This window comes from Pseudarthrobacter cellobiosi (genome assembly GCF_023913755.1).
Lineage (GTDB): Bacteria > Actinomycetota > Actinomycetes > Actinomycetales > Micrococcaceae > Arthrobacter > Arthrobacter cellobiosi.
The window spans coordinates 18,906-38,533 of record NZ_JAMXBJ010000021.1; the positions used below are offsets into that span (position 1 = coordinate 18,906).

16 protein-coding genes and 3 pseudogenes are annotated in these 19,628 nt (G+C 65.9%); 8 read left to right on the forward strand and 11 right to left on the reverse strand.

The window, feature by feature from the left end; translation table 11 throughout:
- Positions 1-75: 75 nt before the first annotated feature.
- Together NG696_RS01035 and NG696_RS01040 are read left to right on the forward strand one after the other, a co-directional pair.
- Entirely contained in the window at positions 76-1,251 is a 1,176-nt protein-coding gene (locus tag NG696_RS01035) for an MFS transporter (protein WP_252569898.1), read from the forward strand.
- 145 nt (positions 1,252-1,396) lie between these two features.
- Positions 1,397-2,482 carry a LacI family DNA-binding transcriptional regulator gene (locus NG696_RS01040; RefSeq protein WP_252573579.1) on the forward strand — a complete coding sequence of 362 codons (1,086 nt, stop codon included), beginning with the start codon at positions 1,397-1,399 and terminating at the stop codon, positions 2,480-2,482.
- A 116-nt stretch (positions 2,483-2,598) separates the two neighbouring features.
- Here the strand turns inward: NG696_RS01040 and NG696_RS01045 are convergent, their stop codons facing one another.
- The 4 genes from NG696_RS01045 to NG696_RS01060 are packed head-to-tail and all read right to left on the reverse strand — an operon-like array spanning position 2,599 to position 7,380.
- The gene (locus NG696_RS01045) at positions 2,599-4,080 is read right to left on the reverse strand and encodes a glycoside hydrolase family 32 protein (RefSeq protein ID WP_252569902.1); all 1,482 of its coding nucleotides are present in this window, start codon (positions 4,078-4,080) and stop codon (positions 2,599-2,601) included.
- A 26-nt stretch (positions 4,081-4,106) separates the two neighbouring features.
- The gene (locus NG696_RS01050; protein WP_252569905.1) at positions 4,107-4,988 is read right to left on the reverse strand and encodes a carbohydrate ABC transporter permease; all 882 of its coding nucleotides are present in this window, start codon (positions 4,986-4,988) and stop codon (positions 4,107-4,109) included.
- An 8-nt stretch (positions 4,989-4,996) separates the two neighbouring features.
- The gene (locus tag NG696_RS01055; protein WP_252573580.1) at positions 4,997-5,962 is read right to left on the reverse strand and encodes a carbohydrate ABC transporter permease; all 966 of its coding nucleotides are present in this window, start codon (positions 5,960-5,962) and stop codon (positions 4,997-4,999) included.
- Positions 5,959-7,380, reverse strand: a complete 1,422-nt coding sequence (locus tag NG696_RS01060) for an ABC transporter substrate-binding protein (protein WP_252573581.1) — start codon at positions 7,378-7,380, stop codon at positions 5,959-5,961. The genes NG696_RS01055 and NG696_RS01060 overlap by 4 nt, the downstream gene beginning before the upstream one ends.
- A gap of 190 nt (positions 7,381-7,570) precedes the next feature.
- On the opposite strand from NG696_RS01060, the gene NG696_RS01065 reads away from it, so the two are divergent.
- Positions 7,571-8,479 (forward strand): phosphatase PAP2 family protein, encoded by a 909-nt coding sequence (locus tag NG696_RS01065; protein ID WP_252573582.1) that lies wholly within the window; start codon positions 7,571-7,573, stop codon positions 8,477-8,479.
- A gap of 69 nt (positions 8,480-8,548) precedes the next feature.
- On the opposite strand, the pseudogene NG696_RS01070 reads toward NG696_RS01065, so the two are convergent.
- Positions 8,549-8,665: pseudogene (locus NG696_RS01070) on the reverse strand (ABC transporter permease); the annotation flags it as partial.
- Position 8,666: 1 nt separating this feature from the next.
- On the opposite strand from NG696_RS01070, the pseudogene NG696_RS01075 reads away from it, so the two are divergent.
- The 3 genes and pseudogenes from NG696_RS01075 to NG696_RS01085 form a co-directional block, all read left to right on the forward strand.
- A pseudogene (locus tag NG696_RS01075) lies at positions 8,667-8,759 on the forward strand (DNA-binding response regulator); the annotation flags it as partial.
- 144 nt (positions 8,760-8,903) lie between these two features.
- Positions 8,904-10,886: an APC family permease gene (locus NG696_RS01080; protein WP_252573583.1), complete on the forward strand. Its 1,983-nt coding sequence runs from the start codon at positions 8,904-8,906 to the stop codon at positions 10,884-10,886.
- A gap of 11 nt (positions 10,887-10,897) precedes the next feature.
- Positions 10,898-12,343 (forward strand): TrkH family potassium uptake protein, encoded by a 1,446-nt coding sequence (locus tag NG696_RS01085; protein WP_252573584.1) that lies wholly within the window; start codon positions 10,898-10,900, stop codon positions 12,341-12,343.
- A gap of 98 nt (positions 12,344-12,441) precedes the next feature.
- Here NG696_RS01085 and NG696_RS01090 read toward each other — a convergent pair whose 3' ends face one another.
- A complete protein-coding gene (locus NG696_RS01090; RefSeq protein WP_252573585.1) occupies positions 12,442-13,914 on the reverse strand; it encodes an APC family permease in 1,473 nt (490 codons plus the stop codon).
- A gap of 266 nt (positions 13,915-14,180) precedes the next feature.
- On the opposite strand from NG696_RS01090, the gene NG696_RS01095 reads away from it, so the two are divergent.
- Positions 14,181-14,366: a hypothetical protein gene (locus NG696_RS01095; protein ID WP_252569915.1), complete on the forward strand. Its 186-nt coding sequence runs from the start codon at positions 14,181-14,183 to the stop codon at positions 14,364-14,366.
- 343 nt (positions 14,367-14,709) lie between these two features.
- Here the strand turns inward: NG696_RS01095 and NG696_RS01100 are convergent, their stop codons facing one another.
- From NG696_RS01100 to NG696_RS01115, 4 genes and pseudogenes are all read right to left on the reverse strand, one after another.
- Positions 14,710-15,495: a methyltransferase family protein gene (locus NG696_RS01100; protein WP_252573586.1), complete on the reverse strand. Its 786-nt coding sequence runs from the start codon at positions 15,493-15,495 to the stop codon at positions 14,710-14,712.
- Between the two features lie 253 nt (positions 15,496-15,748).
- Complete coding sequence (locus NG696_RS01105) at positions 15,749-16,186, reverse strand: nuclear transport factor 2 family protein (RefSeq protein ID WP_252573587.1); 438 nt, start codon at positions 16,184-16,186, stop codon at positions 15,749-15,751.
- A 431-nt stretch (positions 16,187-16,617) separates the two neighbouring features.
- Positions 16,618-17,057, reverse strand: a pseudogene (locus NG696_RS01110) (MFS transporter); the annotation flags it as partial.
- A gap of 88 nt (positions 17,058-17,145) precedes the next feature.
- Positions 17,146-18,363, reverse strand: coding sequence for an MFS transporter (locus NG696_RS01115; protein WP_252569921.1), 1,218 nt, complete (start codon positions 18,361-18,363; stop codon positions 17,146-17,148).
- 120 nt (positions 18,364-18,483) lie between these two features.
- Between NG696_RS01115 and NG696_RS01120 the strand changes: the two genes are divergently transcribed.
- Positions 18,484-18,825, forward strand: coding sequence for a hypothetical protein (locus tag NG696_RS01120; protein WP_252573588.1), 342 nt, complete (start codon positions 18,484-18,486; stop codon positions 18,823-18,825).
- Positions 18,826-18,917: 92 nt separating this feature from the next.
- On the opposite strand, the gene NG696_RS01125 is transcribed toward NG696_RS01120, so the two are convergent.
- Complete coding sequence (locus NG696_RS01125) at positions 18,918-19,256, reverse strand: hypothetical protein (protein ID WP_308291921.1); 339 nt, start codon at positions 19,254-19,256, stop codon at positions 18,918-18,920.
- Between the last annotated feature and the right edge of the window lie 372 nt (positions 19,257-19,628).

Sequence of the window (19,628 nt, forward strand, 5' to 3'; positions counted from 1 at the left end):
GCTACTCAGTTCGGCTGTTGTTACGCTTTGCGGTGTGATTTCCCTCAAGCAGGCGCCCTGTCTCGAAGTGCACGCGTGAGCGTCCCGGCGCAGGTGGTCAACGCCCGGGCGTCCACCGTTCCCCTGTACGCGGCCGGCTTCGTCACCGCGTTCGGCGCCCACAGCATCGCCGCCGGCATGGGCGCCCAGAGCGAGAACATCGGCCTGACGCTGCTCAACCTGGGCATCCTGCTGGCCCTCTATGACGTTTCCGAGGTCTTCCTCAAGCCGGTCTTCGGCGCCCTGAGCGACCGGATCGGAACCAAGCCCGTCATCGTCGGCGGCCTCCTGGCGTTCGCGGTGCTGTCGCTGATCGGCCTCTGGGCGGCGAATCCGCTGATGCTTGGACTGGCGCGGCTGGGGCAGGGCGCTGCGGCGTCGGCCTTCTCGCCGGCGTCGTCCGCGATGGTTGCGCGGCTGGCGGGAGGCAAGAAGGCCGGAACCTACTTCGGCCGGTACGGTTCGTGGAAAAGCCTGGGCTACGTCATCGGCCCGCTGCTGGGCGCGGGACTGATCCTCGCGGGCGGGTTTGCCCTGCTGTTCGGGGCCCTCTCGGTGCTGGCTGCGGGCACCGCCGTGTGGGTGCTGGTGTCCGTTCCGCACTTGCCGCCGCTCCCCCGGCAGCGTTACACCGTTTTGGACCTTGCCCGCCAGGTCACCGAACGGCGCTTCCTGGTTCCCACGCTGGTGCTGGCGGCCTCGACCGGAGCGCTCGGCGCAGCGATCGGATTCATTCCCGCCCTGGCCACCCGGCACGGCCTTGGCCCGGTTGCCGGCACGGCCGCGGTCAGTGTCCTGGCCATCACGTCGGTGCTCACTCAGCCTTGGATCGGCAGGCTGCGCGACGCGCACCGCATCAGCGATAACCGCGGGACGACGGCGGGACTCCTCCTTACCGCCGCGGGCGTTGCACTCATCGCCCTCACCCCGGGCCCGGTCACGCTGTTCATTGCCGCGGCAGCCATTGGCGCGGGCGTCGGCCTGGCCACGCCGCTCGGCTTCGCGCATCTGGCCGACACCACGCCGCCGGAGCGGATGGGCCGGACCATGGGTTCGGCGGAACTTGGCCGGGAACTCGGCGACGCCGGCGGGCCGCTGCTCGTGGGTGGCATCGCCACCCTCACCGCGTTGCCGTTCGGTCTCGGGGCCCTGGCATTGCTGGTCGCGGCGGCCAGCCTGCCGCGCCTCCCGAATGCTCCCCGGCCAAAGTAGGTAGCGCCAACTGTCGTTTTCAGCCTCCATAACGACACTTAACGCTACCCAGTTGGGGGAAAGCGCCGCCGCGCCAGGGTCCGGGCGCATCTCACACGCGTTAGGTAGACTGCAGGAAATACCGCACGCGGGAGGAAACCACAGCATGAACCGCAAAGCCACAGCGCTGGACGTCGCCAAGCTCGCCGGGGTGTCCCGCAGCGCGGTGTCGCTGGTCCTGAACGGCCGCGGCGACGGGAATGTGGCCAAGGAGAGCCAGGTCCGGATCCGTGAAGCGGCGGCCACCCTGAACTACACGCCCAACGCCATCGCCGTGAGCCTGCGCAACCGCCGGTCGCGGATCATCGGGATCGTCTCGGACCAGGTGGTCACCAGCCCGTTCGACGGCAATATCATCGCCGGCGCGGACGCCGTGGCCAGGTCCCAGGGTTTTGTCACCGTGGTGATGGATACGGAGCTGGACGAGACCCGTGACGAAAGTGCGGTGGCCACGCTGCTGGACCGCCAGGTGGATGGGCTGATGTATGTCACCGTGGGCCTGCGCCCCCTGCACGTCCCGCTCAACATGCTGCGCGTACCGTCGGTGCTGGCCAACTGCTTCGATGACCGACCCGAGGCCGGCGTTCCCGCTGTCATTCCGGATGAGGTCCGCGGCGGCCGGGAGGCGGCAACGCACCTGCTGGAGCTTGGCCACCGGGACATCGCGTTCCTCGCCGGCGACAGCATCACGCCCGCCGCCCCGCGCCGGATCCAGGGTCACCGGGACGCCTTTGAGGCCGCCGGGTTGCCGGTTCGGCCGGGCCGGATCCTCCAGGTGGGCTGGGACATCGACGCCGGGTTCCACGGCGCCATGAAGCTCCTGGACGGCGTGGCTGCGCCGGAACGGCCCACCGCGATCGTGTGCGCGAACGACCGCCTGGCCATCGGCGTGGTGCTCGCGGCCAACCGGCTGGGCCTGGCAATCCCGCAGGATCTCTCCATCATGGGATACGACGACGAATTCCGGATCGCGTCCACCATGGTCCCGGCGCTCACCACCATGGCCCTCCCGCTGCGGGAGATGGGCGCCGCCGCCATGACCGGGCTCCTCCGGGAACTGTCGGAGGAACCGGAGGATAACGACGACGACGACGGCGCCCCCGCCGAACACGGCCGCCCCGGCCAGACACTGGTCCCGTGCCGGCTCGTGGTACGCGAGTCAACCGGCCCGGTCCCCGCCGGCCAGTCCTGACCGCGGCCAGACGAACAGCGCGAACAGACGAACAGCGCGAACGGACACTTGAGGCCCGGCTAGTGGGGCCTCAAGTGTCCGTTCGCGCTTGACCGGAGTCCTTGCGAAACCCTTCGCTACTGAGGCTGTTCCAGCTTCCAGACGTCCGCAGCCGTACCCTCGGGAAGCCCCAGCACCCACCGCTCGTCGGGCGCCGGATAGGCGCGCAGCGTGGTGGCCACCGACCCGCTCCGGTACACCTCCACCAGCGACGCGTCCACAAACACGCGCAGCTCCTCCCCCGCCGCCAGCGCCCCGCTGAACACCACTTGACCGGAGTCCGTTGATCCATCGGCCACCAGGGAAAGTTCGACGACGGCGTCCGCGGCCAGCGCCGCCGGCCCACCGCTCACAACGGCCTCTGCATACGCCGGCAGCTCAACGCTCCCGGCACCCTGCGAAGCCAGCTGCGCGCCACGGTAGGCATCCACTTCCGGCGCGGGTGCCACGGCCAGGGCACCGTCCACTACGGACAGCAGGCGCGGATGGGTGAGCACACCGGCCCAGCCCGCGGCGTCGATCTCGGCCTGGCTGCGGCCCCGGCGGCCGTCCCGTCCCGGTCCTTCATTGGCCCAGCCCCACAGCAGCGCTTTGGGCTCCGCGAGAGCAGCAAGAGCAGGGGAAGAAGCAGGAGCACCGGGAGCACCGGCACCGGCGCCGTCCTGCAGCTGCACGATCTGCGGCGCGTAGAAGTCGCGGCCCAGGTCGGACTTTCCGCCGGTCTCCGGGGAGAATACCGGCAGCCCGGTGGCAGGGTCCTCGGCCAGGGAGCCGATGAGGTGGCCTACGCCGTTGGCGTGCTCGTGGTCGTCGCCGGAGAGCCACAGCGAAAACATCATGACCCACGCGTCGCCGCCGGACGGGGATTCAACGGAGGAAACGGACGGCACCCGCACCAGCTGCGGGCATTCCCAGATCTCGGCCGGCGTGTGGGCAGCAGCGACCGGGTTCTCCGACGTGAGCCAGATGCCCTGGTACTTCCAGTCGGACAGGTCCTCCACCGTGTAGAGCAGGAGTGCCGCGTGGCCGGAGGCCAGACCGGCGCCCTGCATGGCGTAGCGCTTGCCGTTGAAGCGGAAGATGAACGGGTCGCGGACCGCCGTGACCATAGGATCGGCCGGCATGGACGCCGCGACGTGACCGTCCTGTTCCCAGGAAACGAGGTCCGCTGAACCGTGGGAGATGACCACCTGGGAGTGTCCGCCGTCGCCGCGGACGCCGGAGTACGCGGCGGTGGGGACGCCGCCGTCGTCCGTCACCACACCGGTCCAGCAGCCGTACTCGTCCGGCCCGCCGTTCTGGGGGCGGAGCGCCACGGGGTACTCTTCCCAGCGGACCAGGTCCGCGGAGCTGAGGTGGCCCCACGCGATCTTGTGGTGCCGCGCGGACGCAGGGTTGTACTGGAAGAAGACGTGGTACCGGCCGTTGAGGTGGCTGATGCCATTGGGGTCGTTGATCCAGCCCTGGGCGGGGCGGGGGTGGAAGTGCGGGAACGCGGGGTCGGGGTGGGCGGCGGCCAGGCGGGCGAAGTCGGTGGCGGCGAGGTCCGGGGATGACATGACGGTGAGCCTTTCAGACGTGTGGGTTATTTGCCGCTGCCGGCGGTGAGGCCGTCCTGCAGCGCGCGCTGGCCGAAGATGAAGACCACCAGGGCGGGGATCATGGACAGGACCACGCCAGCCAGCACCACGGAGATGCTGCCCGTGCCCAGGTTGCCCTGCAGGGACACGAGGCCCAGCGGCAGGGTGAAGTTCTGTTCCGAGATGGTCATGATGAGCGGCCGGAAAAACTCGTTCCAGTGGAAATTGAAGGCGAGGATGCCCACGATCGCCATCCCCGGAATGGCCAGCGGCGCGTAGACCGAGCGGAAGGTCCGCCAGGGTGTGGCGCCGTCGATCGACGCCGCTTCCGCGAGGTCGGTGGGCAACCCCATGAAGTACTGCCGCATCAGGAAGGTGCCGAACGCCGTCGGGATGGCCGGCAGGATCAGCGCCAGGAGGGTGTCCGAAAGTCCCATGCCGCGGATCAGCATAAACACGGGCACGATGGTCACCTGCACCGGCACCATCATGGTGGCCAGCACGATGGAGAACAGGGCCCCGCGGCCGCGGAACTTCAGGTTGGCGAACGCGTAGCCGGCCATCGCGGCGGTGACCATCTGTCCCAGCGCGATGAGCCCGGTGACCAGGGCGCTGTTCAGCACCAGGAGGACGATGTCCAGCTGCTGGAAGACCTGCACGTAAGACGTGAAGTCCGGGTTCCAGGGAAAGAACGACGGCGGCAGCTTGAACGATTCCGACGGCGACCGCAGCGAGGTGGACAGGGTCCACATCACCGGGCCCAGGGTCAGGACGGCCGCGATCATCAGCAGGACAATGCGGAGGACCAGGTTCCAGTTCGGCTTCCGCCGGGACCGGGCAGGCACGGCAGGGGTGCGGGTGGATACACGCTCTGTAGTGGTAGTCATGGCTGGCCTTACTGGTAGAAGACGAATCGTTTGCTGAGCCGGAACTGCGCGGCGGTGATGGCCATGATGATGAGGGTCAGGATCACGCCGATGGCCGAGGCCTCGCCGAATTCCAGGCGCTGGAACGCGGATTCGAAGATCACCATCACGGCGGTGCGGGTGGAGTCCCCGGGCCCGCCGCGGGTCAGGACGTACGGCTGGTCGAACACCTGGAGCGCGCTGATGATGGCCATCACGGACGCCAGCAGGGTGGTGGGGCTGAGCAGCGGCAGGGTGACGTAGACATGCTTGCGCCAGCCGGTGGCGCCGTCCAGCGAGGCGGCCTCATAGGTTTCCACGGGGATCGACGCCAGCCCGCCGATGAACAGCAGGAAGGAGAACCCGAAGTTCTGCCACACGTATACCAGGATGACGACGGCGGCGGACCCGCCTGGGGTGGTCAGCCACGGCACCGCGGGGATGCCGGCGAGGGACAGGAACCAGTTGACCACGCCGAACTGCTCGTTGAAGAGGTACCGCATAAAGATGGACACCGAGGCGGCGGAGAGGATCAGCGGGAAGAAGAACGCCGAGCGGAAGAAGGTCCGCAGCCAGGCAGGCATCTTCTCCTGCACCATCACGGCGAGCGCCAGGGCCAGGCCGAGCTGGAATGCCACCGCCACAATCACAAACACGATGGTGTTCAGGAAGGACACCCGGACCGTGGGGTCCTGGACCACTTCGGCGAAGTTGTCGAAGCCCACGAACGTCGGGGCGGAGATGATGTCCCAGCGGAAGAACGCCAGGACCACCGACGCCGCGATGGGCACCAGCGTGAACAGGCCCATCCCCACGATGGTGGGGGCCAGGAAGATCCAGGCAAGCCAGCGCTGGCTGTGCCGGCCGGACGCGGTGTGCGCGGTGGCGGGCGTTCCGGGTTTGACGGCCTTGGCGGCCTGCTTCGGCCTATCCCGGCGAGGGATGGTGGTGCTCATGACTGCCTCCTCAGGGCCAGTTCAAGATCGCGCTGCATGGACTCGAGGGCCTGCTTGAGCTGGCGCTCATCGCCGCTGACGGCCAGCGAGACGTTTTTCATCAGGGCCGTTTCGACGGCGGCCTGCTGGGGCGGCGCGGGGATGGGGCCGGTGGTGGGGTACTTGTCCAGTGTGTCGTAGAAGACCTTCCAATGCGCCGGGCCTTTACCGGCATACAGCGCCTCGTTGACCATCGAGCGGCGGGCCGGGGTGGTTATGGGGTTGGGGAAAATCAGTTCCATGGCTTCACGGCTGGCACTGAACTTGATCCATTCCCAGGCGGCGTCCTTGTCCTTGGCGGTCTTCATGATGGCGTAGCCGGCCGTGCCGAACTGGTGCCGCTGGCTCCGCCACTTGGGGAAGAAGGCAACGTCATAGTCGTTCTCCTTCATGCCGGCTTCGTGCAGGCCCTGGACCCAGTAGCCGCCGGCCGGGGTGGTGCCGATCCGGTTGGAGGCGAAGAGTCCCACCAGGGAGCTGCCGCCGCCTTCTTCGGGCCGGACGCCGAGGCCGTCCTTGACCAGGCCGCGCAGGTAGTCGAAGGTCTCGAACACGCGGGGGTCGTCGGCGTTGGGTTCCAGCCACTGGTAGCCGCCGGAGCGAAGACCGCGGGAGGGATCGTTGGCGTAGAAGGAGTCCCAGAGCCAGTTCCCGCCGGCGGACCGGGTCTCCTTCAGGAAGCTGGTGTCGTTGGCGTAGAGCCAGGGCACCACGCCGCCGAAGAGCCGGTTGGTCCAGTAGTACGGGGTGAAGTCGGCCGGCCGGGCTTTGCGCATCGCGGCGAGGCTGTTGCGGAAGTCCACGTTGGTCCAGTCGTCCGCCGGGCGCTCCAGCCCGGCCTGCGCGAAGGCGGTGGTGTTGTAGTACATGTTGGCGGCGTTCCAGTCCATGGGGAGCTGGAAGAGGCTGCCCTTGTACATAAAGGCCTCCACCAGGCTGGGGTGGACGTCGTCGAAGAACTCGGCCATGTCCGCGGCGTCGCGGCGCAGGTATTCGTCCAGCGGATGGGCCAGCTTGTCCGCGAAGAGCTGCGCGCCCTCGGTGGCTACGTAGACGACGTCCGGCGGGGTTCCCGCGGCCACCATGGTGAGGATCTTGGTGAAGAAGTCTTTCCAGTCCACGGCCTGGATGGCCTGGACCTTGACCCGGATGTCCGGGTGGAGGCGGGTGAACGCGTCGATGACACGCTGGCGTGCGGCGGCATCGGCGGCTGTACCCATGATGGCAATGCTGAGGCTGTTGTCGCCCCGCCCGGGAATATCGGTTCCGGAGAGCCGGGGCCACGATGCCACCGTTGCTCCCACAATTCCTGCTCCCAAGGCGCCCAGGGCGGTCCGGCGTGAGAGCTCACGCAGGCGGCCAGTTGTGGCACCGGTCATGTCAATTTCCTTCCTAACACGTGTGAGGTAGCTTAGAACGCGGACCTAACACGTGTCAAGTGTCACATTCGGGTTGCTGGCGTTGACGCTGGCCAGCCTCGGCGCACGCCCAAAAGTTACGCAATTCGGTCAGCCCGGGCCACAAAACAACCGTGCGGGTCCTCCCAGTTTTTTGTGACACCCTTAACCGATGACCATTCCACGCCAGGCACCACCGCGGACCCCTGCCCGCCCCACCCCGGGCTCCGGCTTTATGTTCGCGTTCGCCTGGCTCGCCTGCGTTGTGGGCCTGATCGCCACGTACTACTACTTCGTCCAGACCAGCACAGGCCAGTTCATCGATGAATCCGCGCTGGTTGAGGCCGTAGACATCCACGGACCCGCCGGCAAGGCGGCCACCGAGTTCCTGGACTGGCTGCCCACCATCTCACTGGTGGTGGCCGCCGTCGTGGTCCTGTTTGTCACGGTGATCCGACGGCGGTGGACGGCTGCCGGGATTGCCGTAGCCGCGTGCATCGGCGCGAATATCGCCACGCAGGTCCTGAAGGAAGTGCTGCCCACGCGCCCGGACAAGGGTGTGGTGACTCTCGAACTGAACTCGCTGCCGTCCGGGCACACCACCCTGGCGGCATCAGCTGCGGCGGCGGTGTTCCTGATGGCGTCGCCGCGGTGGCGTCCGCTTGCCGGTTTTGTGGGCGGCACGTTCGCGATCGCTTCCGGGGTGTCCACCCTGATCAACCAGTGGCACCGCCCGGCCGACGTCGTGGCGGCCTTCCTCCTGGTGGGCGCATTTATGATTCCCGCCGGCTGGCTGATCATGCGGAATGGCGCCGCGTGGAACGTGTGGGACGGCTTCGGCAAGCACGTGGGCTCGGCGAAAATCTGGCTCACGCTGCCGGTGGTGATTGGGCTCGCGTCGGCGGGGGTTGCCGTTTATTCGCTGGCCAAGATCGCCCCGGGGCCGCTCCAGGAGGACAGCACCACCAACTACTTCTGGGCCGGGATCTCGCTCATCGTGATCGCCGGGTACCTGGCCACCGTGGCCACCACGTCACTGTTCGCATATGCCGCAGGACGGCGGGACGCGCCGGGGCGCTAAGCCCGCCGTCGCCCGTTCTGACTCTCAAAGTGACTCGCATCAGCATCGTCAGTCGCGGAACATACGGCGTCAGGTGATCTTGCGCCGGTAGACCACCACTGCGAAGACGTAGGCGAGGACGAGGATGCCGACGCACCAGGCGAGCGCGATCCAAATGTCGCTGCCGACCGGACGTTGGGCAAACAGCATGGCCCAGCTCCGCCGCAAACTCGAACCCGACACCGGAAACCCCCGTCATCTCCTCACCGAAGCTGGCATCGGCTACAGATTCCAGCCTTAGTGTGCAGTCATAACGAACGTGTCGGGCAGGCGTTAAGGATGCGTTAAGATCCCGTGTTTTCCTGCAAAGGGCCCTTGGCCCGGTGCTACGCTCCGTTGGTTATTCACCCCAATCCCGCCTGCGCGGGGTAAAGAAAGTAACCCGTTGACTGCACCCACCCGTTTCTCCATTCCCGCCAGCGTTCCCAATCCCGAACGCGACGGCGGACCCGGAAACCGGCTCACCCGGTGGCTGCTCGAACACACCGTCCACCAGCCGGTGGGCCCGGAAACTGCGGAGAACCAGGCCCCCACCCAGAGCTGGTGGAAGGTCATGTGCCTGACCGGGGTGGACTACTTCTCCACCCTCTCCTACCTGCCCGGCATCGCCGCCCTCGCCGCCGGGGCGCTCTCCCCGCTGGCCACCCTGCTGATCGTCGGCCTCACCCTGCTGGGCATGCTGCCGATGTACCGAAGGGTGGCGCACGAAAGCCCGCACGGCCAGGGATCGGTGGCCATGCTGGAAAAGCTCCTGCCGTTCTGGCGCGGCAAGATCTTTGTGCTCATCCTGCTCGGCTTCGTCGCCACCTCCTGGATCATCACGATCACGCTCTCCGCGGCCGACGCCACCGTCCACATGCTCGAGAACCCCTACCTGCCGCACTTCCTGGAGAATCAGGCGGTACTCATCACCGTGGTGCTCCTGCTCATTCTGGGCGGGGTGTTCCTGCTCGGCTTCTCCGAAGCGGTGGCCGTCGCCATCCCCCTCGTCGCCATCTTCCTCGTGCTGAACGCCGTCATCATCGGAATGGGACTGTACGACGCCGTCACCCAGCCGGGTGCCATGGCTGACTGGACCGCGGCGCTCACCTCCTCCGGGACCGGCTTGGGCGATATCGCCGGACCCGCCCTGCTCGCCTTCCCGCTGCTGGTCCTGGGCCTGTCCGGTTTCGAAACGGGCGTCAGCATGATGCCACTGGTCGCGGCCAACGGCGCCACAGCCGAGGAACGCCTGGCCGCCCGCGTCCGCAACACCCGGAAACTCCTCACCACCGCCGCCCTGATCATGAGCGTGTACCTTCTGGGCAGCAGTTTCGTGACGACGGTGCTGATCCCCGCCGAGGCCTTCCAGGCAGGTGGCGAGGCCAACGGCCGCGCCCTCGCCTACTTGGCGCACGAGCTGCTCGGCAACGGCTTTGGCTCGGTATACGACGTCAGCAGCATCCTGATCCTGTGGTTCGCCGGTGCCTCCGCCATGGCCGGACTGATTAATATCGTTCCCCGCTACCTTCCGTCCTACGGCATGGCCCCGGACTGGTCCCGGGCCGTGCGCCCGGTGGTGCTGGTGTACACCGCCATCAGCATCCTGATCACCATCGGTTTCAACGCCGACGTCAACGCCCAGGCCGGTGCGTACGCCACCGGCATCCTGGCCATGATGGTCTCCGGCGCCGTTGCGGTCAGCATCTCCGCCGCCCGCAGCAAGAGGCGGCGCGCCGCCGTCGGCTTCACCATCCTGACCCTGATCCTGCTGTACGCGCTGGGGGCCAACGTGATCGCCAAGCCGGACGGCATCGCAATCTCCGGCTTCTTCATCCTGGGCATCATTGTGGTCTCGCTCGTCTCCCGGGTCAGCCGCACCACAGAACTCCGGGTCCACAAGATCGAGTTCGACGACGAAGCCCGCTCCTTCATCACCGACACGCTCGATTTTGACGGGCGGATAAACCTGATCGCGAACCGCCCGCAGGCCCGCGATGCCGCAGAATACCGTGAGAAGGAAGCCGAGCAGCGGGAGAACAACCCTGTGCCGGGCACTGCCGATGTGATCTTCCTAGAGATCGAAGTCACCGACCCCTCGGGCTTCAGCGACGTCCTCGAGGTGCGCGGAATCGAAGTGGACGGACACCGCGTGCTCCGCGCCGAAAGCCCGGCCGCTCCCAACGCCATCGCCGCCATCCTGCTGGCCCTCCGCGACGCCACCGGCGTCCGGCCCCACGCCTACTTTGAATGGGCAGAAGGCAATCCCCTGGCGCACCTCATGCGCTACCTGCTGCTGGGGCGCGGAGACACCGCCCCCGTGGTCCGCGAGATCATCAGGGAAAACGAACCCGATCCCGCCCGCCGCCCCGGCATCCACGTAGGCTGACGGGCATTCCGATGACCGCACGGGGCGGAGCCGCCGGGGTGAAGGGTCCGGGCCGGGCGCGATGGACAGGCAAGGCAGGCAAGGCAGCCAAAACGGCCAGGGCCCGCAAGGAGAGCGCCATCCGGCGGGCCCTCTCGCACCCCGTCCGGTCGGTGCCCCTGGCATTCCTGGCCGTCATCATCCTGGGTGCAGCCCTGCTGATGCTGCCCGTTGCCCGGACCGGCAGCGATCCCGGAGCCGATCCCCTGATGGCCGCCCTGTTCACGTCCGTGTCGGCTGTCTGCGTTACCGGGCTGATCACAGTGGACACGGCCACGTACTGGACCCCCTTCGGGCAGACCGTGATTCTGGGACTGATCCAGGTTGGCGGGTTCGGCATCATGACGCTGGCGACGCTCCTGGCCCTGCTGGTCCGCAAAAGCATCGGCCTCCGCGGCCAGCTCGTGGCGCAGTCCGAAACGCACACGCTCAACCTGGGCGACGTCAGCGCCGTGCTGCTCCGCGTAGCCCGGCTCATGGTGGGCATTGAAGGTGCCACCGCCGTGGTGCTGACCGGACGCTTCTGGCTGGCCTACGACCAGAACCCTGCCACGGCTCTGTGGCACGGTGTGTTCCACGCCGTCTCGTCGTTCAACAACGCCGGGTTCGCGCTCTACAGCGACAACCTCATCGGCTTCGCCGAGGATCCCTGGATCATCGTCCCCATCTGCCTGGCGATCATCGGAGGCGGCCTCGGATTCCCGGTGATCATCCAACTGCTCCGGGGAAACCTCAAGGCCCGGAACTGGAGCGTCCACCTCCGCCTGACCATCTACGGCACGCTGATGCTGCTGGTTCTTGGCATCACGCTTTTCGCCGCGTTCGAATGGAACAGGGACGAAACACTCGGCGGCCTGTCCCTGACCGGGAAGCTGCTGGGTTCCCTGGCCGGCGGCGTCTTCCCCCGCACTGCCGGCTTCAACAGCATCGACTACGGCGCGGCATCACCGGAAACCCTCATGGTCACCAACATCCTGATGTTCATTGGCGGCGGCAGCGCCGGCACCGCCGGCGGCATCAAGATCACAACGTTCCTGGTACTCGGTTTCTCCATCTGGAACGAGGTCCGCGGCCGGGACGAGGTGACCATAGCCCACCGTTCCATCAGCGCCTCGTCCCAGCGCCAGGCCCTGTCCGTCGCGCTGCTCGGGGTGGCAGCGGTGGTGGCTGGCACGCTGGCGCTGCTGATGGTGACCGACTACAGCCTGGAGAAGGTACTGTTCGAATCCATCTCCGCGTTCGCCACCGTGGGGATGAGCACCGGCATCACCTACAACCTCCCGCCGGCGGCGGAATGGGTGCTTATGGCCCTGATGTTCCTCGGCAGAATCGGCACAGTGACGGTCGCGTCCGCTCTCGCCTTGTCCTCGCGGCCCCGCCTTTACAGCCTGCCTGAGGAACGCCCCATCATCGGCTAGCGCCAGCCGCCGTCGTCGGACGTTCTGAAAAGTACGACGGCGGGAACTCGCCGGGGCGCTGAGCGCGGCAGCCGCCGTCGGGCACCGTTAGAGGCGCCCTAAGCGTCATCCTTGCCGATCTTCTGCGTCCCTACCGGCTCGCCGTCCGCCCCGTTGGTCCGCCTGTTGATCAGCCAGGTGATAAACCAGAGCACCACCCCGATCGCCATCAGACCGCCGGCGATCTGGTACTGGATGACGTTGCGGCCCACCCACGGTCCGGCGAGGAAGGCACACAGCAGGGCGGCAAGCAGCGGCAGCTGCCCGGGTGACGTGAAGAACACCTTGCGGTTGGGGTCCCTCTTGCGGCGGAGGACCAGGCAGGCCACGTTCACTACGGTGAAGACGCACAGCAGCAGGAACGCCGTGGTGCCGGAAAGGTTTGCCACGATGTTGCTCTTGGCGTCGCTGGTGACGTACCAGATGAGCCCGAGCGCGAGGACGGTGGAGAACAGGATGCCGGCCCACGGGGTGCGGCGGCCCGGCAGGACCTTTCCCAGGGCAGGCGGCAGGACGTTCTGGCGTGCCATGCCGTAGATCAGCCGGCTCGCCATCAGCATGTTGATCAGCGCGGTGTTGGCAACGGCGAAGACGGCGAGGAACGGGAAGACCCTGTCGATGGGGAAGTCCGGCGAGCCCTTATGCACTACCTCCAGCAGCGCGGCGCCTTCTGCTTCCCTGATGTTTTCCAGCTCGGTGGGCGACAGCACGCTGACCACCGAGACGGCCACCAGCATGTAGAGGAGGACGGAGATGCCGAGGCCGGTCAGCATGGTCCGCGGGAAAATCTTCTCGGGGTGCTTGGTCTCCTCCACCATGTTCACCGAATCCTCAAAGCCCACCATGGCAAAGAAAGCAATGGAGGTTGCTGCGGTGACCGCCAGGAACAGTCCCTTGTCCTGGTAATCGTTGAACACGAAGATTTCGCCTGGGTTCCCGGTGCCCTGCGTCATAACGTAGAAGCCGACGCCGATCACGATGCAGAGGGCGATCATCTCCACCAGCGTGAGCACCACGTTGAACTTCACGCTCTCCCCCACGCCGCGCAGGTTGATCGCGGCCAGGAGGAGCATAAATGCCATCGCGACGGCGGTGATCACACCTTGCGCGGGCACGTCCATCCAGCCGTTGATCTCCAGGCCGCCGAAGAAGTTCTGGGCGAGGACGTTCGCGGAGGTGGAGGCGCTGGTGATGCCGGAGCAGACCACGGCGAAGGCCACCAGGAACGTGACGAAGTGGATGCCGAACGCCTTGTGCGTATAGAGCGCCGCCCCTGCTGCCTGCGGGTACCGCGTGACGAGCTCGAGGTAGGAGAACGCGGTCAGCGTCGCGACGACGAACGCTAGCAGGAAGGGCAACCAGACGATGCCGCCCACCGTCCCGGCCATGGTTCCGGTGACTGCGTACACGCCTGCGCCGAGGATGTCGCCGACGATGAACAGCAGGAGGAGCTTGGGGCCCATGACCCGTTTGAGTTCGTGTGTCTCTGCCTCCGGTTTTGCCGGAAACAGGTCATCTGAAGTGGTGCTCATCGCCCTGACCTCCACACTCAACACGTCAAACGTGGCCTACTTCAGGGTGATCCTTTCGCGTTCCTTTGGCAACGGGTAAGCCGGGCGCGAAATGCCATCTCGCGCAGGGCGTTTGTGGATCCGCCGATGCCGCAGCTAATCTCAGCTGACAAAAATCTTGAGGAATTACCCGGCGTAAGTTGCGTCTGGTCCGGGAAGGAATTCATATCAGAGCCTGGGGGCTCGCAAGGTCGGCGGAATACCGCACAAATTCTTAGGGGTCTCACATGAGCAAAGTAATCGGACGCAAGAAGCGCATCATCATCACCACCGCCGCAATGCTGGCCATCGGCGGCGGCGCAGCCTTCGCTTACTGGTCGGCTGCGGGAACCAGCAACACGACGACGACCGCCGCTGGTGTCGCGGAGAACTTCACGGTCACCAGCTCGGTTGCAGGGCGCCCAGCCGGCTGAAGTTCAGTCCCATCGGCGCTCCGGTCCCGAAGAACGGGTTCAGCGTCACCGTCTCAATTCTTGATGCCTTCGAAAACCAAACTCAAAGCACAGCGACAGTTACGCTCACGTTCACAGGTCAACCGCCTACAGGTCCCCAGAACAAGTGCACTGTGGCTATCCCGACTCCCAGCCAGGCCGGTTCGGGTACGTTCACCGGCCTGACCGTCAACGGCATCAAGTCGGACTGTCAGCTTACGGCCAGCAGTCCCGGTCTCCAGGGCGATGTGATCAACTTTGGTTCTGCCTGACCTGAAGTTTCTTCCGCTACGACGCAGCTACTGTCGCCGATAGTCAATCAAAGTTAGTAATTCCGCCGGTGCCGCAGCCGCGGAAGCACGACGGCGAACACGCCAGCCGCGGCGAACCCCAGTATGCCCGTGGCTGAGACCGCGCGCGGAGGGGTGGCCTGCGCTGTCGCCAGGGAAAGAATTTCACCCCGCTGCAGGTATTGTCTTGCAATAACCATTACCCGCCGAACGTTCCGAGTTCCTGTTTGGTCTAGTACCGCGTGCTGTAATCCACGTAATTGATGTGCGTCTAGTGCTTTGCAGAGTTCCATTCCCCAATCGAACCAAGTCTGTGCCCGGAAGGGGGATCCTAGGTAGCGTGGAACCCTTTCCGCGTAATCGAGGTAGGACCGGCCGAAGAGCTCGGTCAGCATGGCCTCTTCACCCAGGACACCCCGGTGTTCCACTATCAATTCGGCCGGCAGCGTCGCGAGGACCCAGGATGAACCGGCCAAGGTTCCTGCTCCCAGTTGGATGAGCCACCAGCCGACGTACATGGGATGACGGGTGATTGCATAGGGACCCGTGGTGACCAGCTCCTCCGGCCGCTCCAGCGCGAATGGACCCGCCGTGCGGTGCCGCCGTTCAGCCAGAGCCCAAAGATTAAGGCCGACGCCGGCGAGCAGCAGTCCCGCCCCCGCCATCCGGTGGAGGGAGGGGGAACCGGGAACCGGTACCGGACGGAGCCGGGCAAGGAGGAGATCCAGGACAATCGCGGCCACAACAGGAAGCGGCAGCGGGAGGTTGTCGTAAAACTCCTTCCCCCGCCGGACCAGGGAGCCTCCAGAGGGGGCCGTCACCGTATCTCCACTGACGGGCGGGCAGCGCCCGTCGCGCCAGCCGGGCGGGATGGTCCTGTGGTCGAAATAGCCGGAAGATGCGCGGCCGGCTGGACCGCCCGGGAATTAGTCACCATGCAGAACTATCACCCAAAACCAGTGCGTTGATCGCGACGAGGAGCATGAAGTGTGCAAGGTTCCAGCCTTGGGATGGACCTGCACGGTAGTCGAATCCCTTGTACCCTACGCATCCTCGGGCCTCTACCCTGCGGGTTCAGGGCTCGGACAGGGATTCCGGAAGCAGTCCGAGTTGTCCGAGGAACTCCATCTGGTCAAAGTAGAAGTGGTGGGCTGTGATCAGGCCATCTTCGACGTGGGCGACGTCGCAGCTCCTCACTCGGATGCTCTTTCCGGTGGGAGGCAGGCTTTCGCCGGACGGCGTGGTCAGCGGTCCTGTGTTGGTTCCGACGACAAAGCCCTCATCGATCGCCACATTTCCAGCCTCGTACCTTTGCGCGTACTCATAGGTGATATCCGGGAACGATTCCCCGAATTGCGACAGGTAGTTGCTGATGGCTTCGGGCCCGACGAGCTTGCCCTCCTCGGGCGTGAAGGCCACCGCATCAGCTGAGTAACACGCTGCCTGTGTCTCTTTGTCCCTCGCCGTCATGGCAGTGGTTAAGCGGTCCATTGCATCGCGTGCTTGTCCCATTTTTAGACCTCCGTCTATGTCCGGTGGAACGGAAAGGTCAGGCCGCTCTGTGGCTTGGCTTCAGTTAATGCAGACGCCGATTCAAGTACACGCCGGGCGGGGAAGGGTGTCAACGGCTTTGGCATTGGCACCATTTGTGCGGGATTTTGAACGGGATTAACACCCTCGTGGAGGAAGAAGTGGCAGGGTCTGCCGCAAGCAATGCAGAGCACAGTCCCGATTCCGTCGTGCATCTGACCGCCTCTCCATAGGCAGATGCTGGGGCTATGCGGCCGCCAGCGTCCTGGGCCGGGTTCTGGCTGTGGATTTTGGCGGTGCGTGGCGGCGTTGTGCTGTCGATATGTGTCGTGACTGCCGATGGACTGTGTCCTCTGACTGTTATGCGTCCATGCGGGATCGTGTGGGCTGCTGTACTAGGCGAAGGGCAGTTTCTACCTCGTCGTATGATCGTTGGCGCGCATTCGGACGGCGACGACTGAACCGGATGCGGCGGTGAGTGCGGCGACGGCGGCGATGGCTGCGGGAATCCCATACAGATCAGCGAGGAGACCGGACAGGAGCGCCCCGATGGCGAAGCCGCCATCACGCCAGAGCCGGTAGACCCCGACAGAGCGGGCCCGCCAGGTTGGGTGTGCGACGTCGCCGATTGCGGCCAGGAGGGCGGGGTAGACCATGGCCGTTCCGAGTCCCAGGAGGACTGCGGCGACGAGCCAGGGCCCGAAGCTGTGGGCTGCCGCAACAATTGCCAGGCCCGCCCGAAGCTGACGAACAAGACCGGAAAGAGGCCCCAGGCGAGGCCGTCGTTGAGGTTGTTCACCAGGCCCGCCTGGCTGGCCGCGGAGAGTGACCGGTCTTTAAAGCTGGTGAGTGTGACACCTGGCCGGTAGTGATAATGATGCCGGATGCACCGGTCAGCAGCTTCGGGGAAGGACATCGTGGATCCAGCGAAGGAGAGAGGGTCAGTAGTTCCGCCGGTGCCGCAACCGCGGAAGCACAACGGCGAACACACCAGCTGCAGCAAACCCCAGCAGACCGGTGGCCGAGACTCCCGCACCCAGGGTGGCCAGCGCCGTCACCCCGGAGAGCAGGACGGGCCCGCCGGTTGATCCCGCATCGGCGATGAACCGCCACAGCCCCAGGAACTGGCCGCGTCCGCGGTCGGGCGAGAAGTCTGCGCCGAGGGTCATGATCAGTCCGGAGCTGATGCCGTTCCCGAAGCCGATCAGCAGCGACGCCAGCAGCAGCCCGCCAAAGGACGCAGACATGGGAATGAGCAGCATCGCGATGCCCATGATGATGGTGGACGGGATGGCCACGAACAGCCTGCCGCGGCGGTCCATTACCTTGCCGGCCGGGTAAAACACCAGCATGTCGATCGCCCCGGACAGCCCGTAAATTACGGAAGCCTGGGCCGGATCCATGCCCAGATGGTCCGCCCACAGCGGGATCACCACCTGGCGGGACGCGCGCAGCGCACTCAGCAGCAGGACCCCCACCCCCAGCGTCAGGAACACGCGGGCATGCGAAACCGCCACATTCCGCAGCGTCGGCTCCGGACCCTTGTGGCCGCCGTCGGGCGCTGGCGGGACCACCAGGTCCGGGATGGTTACCGCCAAAACGGCGGCGGCCGCCATGCCCACCACCCCCACCCAGTACGCTCCGGCGATCCCGGCGAACTGCATCACGCCGGCACCTATGAACGGCCCGATGAAGACGCCGATCCGGCTGACCCCGCCCAGCGTCGACAGCGCCCGCGCCCGGAACTGGACGGGCACCGCCTCGGTGAGGTACTTCTGCCGCGCCAGGCTGAAGACACTGGCGGCCATCCCGACGACGGCCATCGCCACCGCGAGCAGCCACAGTCCATTGGGAATCATGGATGACATGGCGGCGGCCGCGAGCGCCAGGGCACCCACAGCCGCGGCGCCGACGATGGACCAGCGTTCGCCGAACTTGAGGGTGATGAGGGAGGCCGGCAGGTTGAAAAACCACGAGCCGAGCCCGATCAGCGTGACGATCAGAGCGGAGACCGCCACCGAGGCGCCGAGGTCACGGGCGGAGAGGACCACCACCGGGAGGACCGCGCCTTCGCCGATGCAGAACAGCAGCGCCGGTCCGAAGGCGGGTATGGCGATGCTTCGGAAGTTGAACGGCTGTGGGGTTCCTGGCGAAGTCATCAGATTTATCTTATGCCGCGGGAAATTCGCCAGCTTTTAGGGGGTCACAAGCGGCCCCGCGAGGACTAACGTTTGCCTTGTGGGGCGCTTCCGCCTGCCCCTCTCAGCCAAGGAGGTCTCATGGGTGAAGTGTGGATCCGCACCATCAACAACGGTTTGGTCCGGGCCGACAAAGTCACAGAAATCGCATCCACCCGGGGGTCCCTTCATGAGGACCAGGGTTTTGCGCTGAAGGTCATCGTGGACGGCAAGGCCCACGTCGTCATTGACGACGGCGGTCTTCCGGGCACGCTTCCCGAACGGCTGGAACACGCGCAGCATCTGGAGGATGCCCTGCTGTTCGCCCTCGACGAGGCCCGCGAAGCCGATTCATCCATGGTGGTCTTCTTCGATCCGGAGAACGACCGCTGGGCCCTCGCCGCGGCGGCGGAATTGGCCGGCGGGATTCCCGCCGTCGGATAACCCCCGACGGCGGCCCTCCTTCAAGCGCGTTGTGGCGCCCGTTCGCGCTAAGAAGAGGGCGTGCTAAAGGGAGTTCGCGCTAAGGGCGTGGGTCAGGCTGCGGCGTGGCTGAACTCGGCAGCTTTGGCGGTGACGCGGCGGGGCGGGAGGATGCTCAGCGTGCAGTGCGTCTGCTGCGGGTCAATCCTGGCGGGCAGGTGATGGGTCTCGGAGCAGACCTGAAGCTGCCGCAGGGCTTCGGGATCCACGCGGGCGTTGCGCACGTCCAATTCCAGGTCCAGGTTGTGCTTCAAAGCGTTTGCGCGTTTCACCACCACGTAGAGGGCCTGGATGCTGTGAACGGTGACGTGGCCCTTGGCGAGGACCTGGGCCTTCGCGTGGTCGAGATCTATACGGACGAGAATGCTGAGCTTTTCGGACAAGATGATCATGCCTTCCTTGCTTGGCTGCGACGCTGCAGCCGGGGAGGCCGCGACGCTGCAGCCAATGGCCGCGCCTCTGCAGCCTCATCCAGAGTAGGCAACGAATGTGATGTGCGCAACATTTGAACTCAGATATGTCGCGCACACCCCAAGCGCCTACCCGGCCATCCACAACAGGACGCCCCCACTTCAGCCACCAGACAACTTTTGTCACACGCAATTCACCGGGACTTCTGACGGATCCCGTGGTTGAGCATGCGGCCGGTAGTTGAGCCCGCCAGATGGTTGAGCCTGTCAGTAATGATTGATGTGGGGGTCGGGTTGGTCTGACTCAGAGCCTGTCTGACGCTTTGGCTGTCTTTATTTCGATGCGTCGGCCGG